Raw genomic sequence first — 5,499 nt, 5'->3', positions numbered from 1 at the left:
CTTTTCTGAAATTGTCGTAAAGTCACGAATATCAGAAAATAGCACCGACATTTCTAACTGTACTTGATCGCCTAATTCCACATCAATAATGCTTGACTTTTCTAAAAAATGGAGGAACTGATTGGGGACGAAGCGCTCGTAAGCTTTGTTGATTTGAAAAAGTTCATTGGTGAACCTGAGCTGCTCTGTTTCGGCTTTCTTGCGGGACGTGATATCTTGAAAGGCTACCATTGCATAAGAAATATTATCTTTTTCATCATAGATGGGAGTACCCCAAACCTCTATCGGAATAATCTTGTCGCCTTGGTGGATTTCCATATCCTCAGCGGTGGCACTTTCGCCCTTCAACGCCCGCACAATCGGCAAGTCAGCAAAGGGATATTCCTGCTCGGTTCCAGCTTTATAGAGTTGATAAACCTCTGGTAGTTGCTCGCTGGTGACGTTAGGGATAACTCCTTTACCTAATAATTGAATAGCAACGCGATTACTATAGTAAAATTTGCCAGAAGCATCCAGCACTGACACCCCCACTGGGATTGCTTCTAAAAATTGAGCGAGTCTGTTCTCGCTTTCGCGGACTTGTGTATAGAGTTTAGAATTTTGGATCGAGATCGCCGCCTGTCCAGATAACACTTTTAATAGTTCCACTCTTTCTGGTGTAAAAGCTCCGGCTGTGAGATTGTTTTCTAGGTAAACAATACTAATGATTTGAGATTGATTAATCAGTGGCACACATAAAATTGATTTGGGCTGATGCTTTTGGATGTAGGGGTCGTTGGTAAATTGTCCCGCTCGGACAGCATCATCTAGTACCACGCTTTCTTGAGTGCGGGCTACATAATTGACAATTGCACAGGAAAGTTCCTGACAATTTTCAACCTCGATTGACTGCAACACGGTAACGGGATTGTCATCTATTTTCCCTTCAGCTTCAATTAACAGTTTTCCCTGACTTGATAAAATTAGATATCCTCTTTGGGCCCCGGCACTTTCCATCAGAATTTTCATCAAGCTCGACATGAGCTTATCTAGCATTATTTCACCGGAAATCGTTTGAGAAGCTTTCATTACTGTGGTGATATCTAAGTTAGAACCAGAACTCGTCGTCGTCACTGAGGCCTTAGTTTTAGTGGTTTTTATTCCCGGTTGGATTGGCGCCAATAACTGCGGATATCGCGTTTCTAAATCCGTTACCTTAGCGGTGGCTCCCCATTGAACATAACAATAATAGGCCTCAATCATGTAGGTTTGAGCAATTTTTTCTTTGCTCCATTCCCAGTAGAATTTGGCTGCTAGTTCGTTAGCTAGTGCTTCTTCGTTGAGGAATTTATTTTCTTTGGCTCCAGAAATGGCGCGATCGTACATTTCAATCGCCTCAGCTTTATTGCCGAAAACGCGATGTTTTTCTGCCTCAACCAAATACCATTTATGTAGATAATTCATCGGAGCATTTTGCGCCCATTGGTGCAGAGTAGTTTGATGGGTTTCCACTAAGCCCAGAATTTCAGTTTGCTCAATTGCTGGTTGTACCCGAAAAAGTGCCAGGTGGGTGAGGGCGGCATAAAAATGAAAAATCGGAACAAAAACCGAGCCCGATACTCCCATCAAATACTGTTTGACTTGGGTAATGTGGTCTAGGGCAGCCGTGTAATTGCCATAGCAGTAAGCAAGCAGCAGTTTGTAGATGCAGGCACAAGCGATCGCCCCGAATTCATTATCCTGATAGTACTTGGGAAGCATCACCGTTTCATCGTAGGCAGTTCCTATTAAGAAATCCGACCGAATACGGGTTTCCCTCAAGTTCTGCACCGTCTGCTGAATCATATCCAAATAAATCTGAGCCGAATATTGTTTCAACTGCGCCATGACAGCCCTGTAACCTGCTAGTTCTGGTTCCCAAGTATCCAGTTCTACCCCACTGAAAAAGTTGGTATAAAAGTAAAAATTTATGTTGTAGCCAGCGTATAGAAAATCGCCAGTTTCCATGCCCGCAGTATAGCCATCTTTCAGCGTCGGTATCGTTGCCAAGAGAGATTCTTGGCGATGCTGAATCCAAGCACCAAACAGAAGCAGAATTTGGGACTTGAATTCGGGCACATTGAACCTATGGAGCAATGAGAGTGCCAATTGCCCAAAGCCATAGCCGGTTTCGACATCTCCTAAAAAGGCACATAACACCATCCCGTGCATCGCATACCCCACAGTCGATGCGGGTGCATTCCCAAATTGGAGCGATAAACTCACCATCGTGGAGCTCAGCAGGGGCAATAAACCGGGCATTCCCAAGAGCATCGATCCCAGTAACATTCTTAACAGTTGCATGGCTGCTTGAGTCTGGGAATTGGTCATCACAGGTAGGTCAACGAGTTCCTCAATCTGTCTGTCCTGAAGTTGGCCCGCAAGGGTTTGTAGCGCTTTACTAATCAAGGCTTCGTTAGGTTCAGTCGGGAGTTCAACCCCTAATTGTTTTAGTGCCTTTCTACCCACAGCGAGCGCTTCTAATATCTTGTTTTGGGCTGTCCGTGCGGATATCTGAATTTCGTAAATTTTAACTTTGTCTAAAATCGTCTGAGCATTCTGCAACACCTGTGCTGCCATCTGTTCCATGTTGTCAATATCAGCATTCAAATAGGCGGCTTCGGCAGCAGCAACATAAAAATTTAGAGTCAATTCATACTGAGTTTGCCAGCATTGGTCTGTGAGTAAATTAATGCCTGTTTGCAGATAGACCATTGCGGCTGCGTAGGCGGTAGAATTTCTCGCCTTATATGCAGCTTTTAAGTTAATTTTTGCTAAGGCTTCCTGTTCATTTGGTTGAGTAATTAACTGCTTTCCTCGATTCAAATGACCCACTATATCGAAGAGTTTTTCTGCTTTTTCTATTTTTGAGTAATTTTTTTGAAGTAATTGTCCTATTTTCAGGTGAGTTGCTTGTTTTTGGTTTTCGGCTATTAGGAAATAAGCTGCTTGCTGGACGCGATCGTGCAAGAACTTATAAGTGGGATTGGTAATAGACTCAGTATGGGATCGATCGTCTGTTGGAATGAAGCATTTATAGCCTTCTGTAATGGGTAAAATGAGTTCTTCTTGTAATGCTCTCCAAAGTGCTGATGCTGTTTGTTCTGGTAGTTCTTCGTTGACTATTGCCAATGTATCTAAATCAAACTGCGCCCCAATGCACGCGGCAAGTTTGAGAACCTCCTGAGTAGGGGCAGGCAACTTCTGCAATTGCGCCGCCATAAACTCCACCACATCCGAGGCGTCGGCAAATGTAACTTGAGCAATATCGCACTGCCAATGCCGTACATCCCAGTCAAAGATAATTTGACCCTCTTCATACAAAGACTTGAGGAATTGAGTCGAGAAAAAAGGATTACCTTTGGTTTTTTGATAAACCAATTCTGTCAAGGGTTGAGAAGAGGATAAATCGCAAATCAGCGTATCTGCTACCAACTGATTGAGATCTGCTAAACTCAAAGGTTGCAGGGTAATAGTATTCACCACTGCCCCAGACTTCACAATTTCATCCACCGTCAGCATAAACGGATGAGTAGGTGACACCTCATTATCCCGATAAGCACCTAACACTAACAGATGCCCCCTATCCTGCATTAACAGTTGTAACAATTTCAAAGATGCCGAATCCGCCCACTGCAAATCATCCAAAAACATCACTAAGGGATGTGAGGCAGTAGTAAATACTTGCACAAACTTTTCCATCAGCAAATTAAAGCGATTTTGGGCGGCAGTCCCCGACAGTTCTAATGCAGGAGGTTGAGGGCTAATGATGCGTTCTAATTCAGGAATTACCTCAATTAGCACTTGCCCGCTGTCGCCCACTGCTGTCAGAATCCTGGTTTTCCATGTTTGTAATTGAGCGTCACTTTCTGATAATAATTGCCCCATCAATTCCCGAAATGCTTGCACAAATGCACTGAAGGGAATATTGCGCTGGAATTGGTCGTATTTGCCTTTAATAAAATAGCCCCGCTGTCTGGCTATCGGCTTGTGGACTTCGTTGACTACGGAGGTTTTACCAATGCCAGAAAAACCAGCTACCAGCATCATTTCGGCGCTACCTGTACTGACTCGCTCAAAGGCAGCTAATAGTTGAGCGACTTCAGCTTCTCTGCCGTATAACTTTTCGGGAATTAGGAAACGGTCTGTAATATCCCGCGTTCCCAAGTCAAATTCTTTTATGCTGTCCGTTTCTTGTAATTGAACCAGACACATTTCTAAATCATGTTTTATCCCCAAGGCAGTTTGATAGCGGTTTTCGGCATTTTTCGCCATCAATTTACTGACAAGAAGCGAGATAATTAGGGGAATTTCTGGTTGGATTTCGTGCGGGGAAAGCGGCTGTCTGGCAATGTGGCAGTGAACCAGTTCTAAAGCATCTTCTGTCTCAAAAGGCAATTTGCCTGTCAGCAATTCGTAGAAGGTGACGCCGAGGGAGTAAAAATCAGCCCGGTTATCGAGACTACGATTCATTCTCCCGGTTTGTTCTGGTGAGATGTAAGCAAGGGTTCCTTCCAGAACTCCGGGGTTTTTCAGTATCGGTGTTTCTCGGCTTAGCTGAGTGGAAATGCCAAAATCAATAATTTTTAATTGTTTTGTTTGGGGGTTGTAAACAATATTAGAAGGGTTAATATCTTTGTGGATGATGTTTGCTCTGTGAATTTGCCCTAAAATTTCCGTGGTGGCGATCGCAAGAAGCAGAAACTCCTTTACGCTAAACTTCCGCTGCTGCATCCAAATTGTCAAGGATTCGCCGCCAAAGTCCTCGACAAACATCACGAGGCTGTTTTGGTATTTTTGCAAGTCATAAACCCGCACGACTCCTGGCTCTTTTAGCTCTTGGGTGATGCGGTATTCGGTGCGGTAGCGCACCAATTCTTGAGGTGTGGGGTAGCTTTCTTTGAGAAGTTTGAGGATAATCGGCCCTTTATCTGCTTCCCGAATCGCCCGGTAAACCAGAGAGTTGGCACTTTCATAGAGAAGTGTCTGGGCGGCAACGCCTGCAATAGAGAGCATATTGATTTTTCAGCTAAAAATTAACGAGCCGTCAAAATGCACCAGCTTTCTGTAGATAATAGCGCGTTAGAAAGGCAAAAAAAAGGTTTGTTGACAAAATGTTTAGTCTTTCGGGTAGCAGCCTGCAAATACTTTCTGATTGTCCGGATTTCGTGAGCAAGGTTTCTATTGTGCGTTAACCGCCGATCGCATTTTCTGTTGCCAAGATATTCAGATATAGCAACCGCGCCCGATGGTGAGGACGTTCTTAATCGCTCCAACCATTGCCCCCAATTACATTTTCCCGATCTGGTAGATAACTCAAGCCTTCAACATCTGCTATAGCTGCTGAGAGTTCCCTGGCGCGTAGCGGTCGCCAACTCTCAAGACAAGCCCACTCTCAAAGCCGTCAGGGACTCGCGGTGTAATAATGTAGCGATCGAGTTTGGGACTGTTGCAATTAATCTAAATTGTGTGACCTGTCTT

1 protein-coding gene is annotated in these 5,499 nt (G+C 44.1%); it reads right to left on the bottom strand.

Annotation, left to right across the window (positions count from 1 at the left end; all coding sequences use genetic code 11):
- The coding region (locus QUB61_RS37515) for an AAA family ATPase (protein ID WP_333136275.1) at positions 1-5,034 on the bottom strand (5,034 nt) is incomplete at its 3' end.
- Positions 5,035-5,499 lie beyond the last annotated feature (465 nt).

The sequence above is a fragment of the Microcoleus sp. C2D2 genome, from assembly GCF_036702495.1.
Taxonomy (GTDB): domain Bacteria; phylum Cyanobacteriota; class Cyanobacteriia; order Cyanobacteriales; family Microcoleaceae; genus Microcoleus.
Note: the sequence above shows the minus strand (reverse complement) of the source record. Positions and strands in the feature narration are given on the sequence as shown.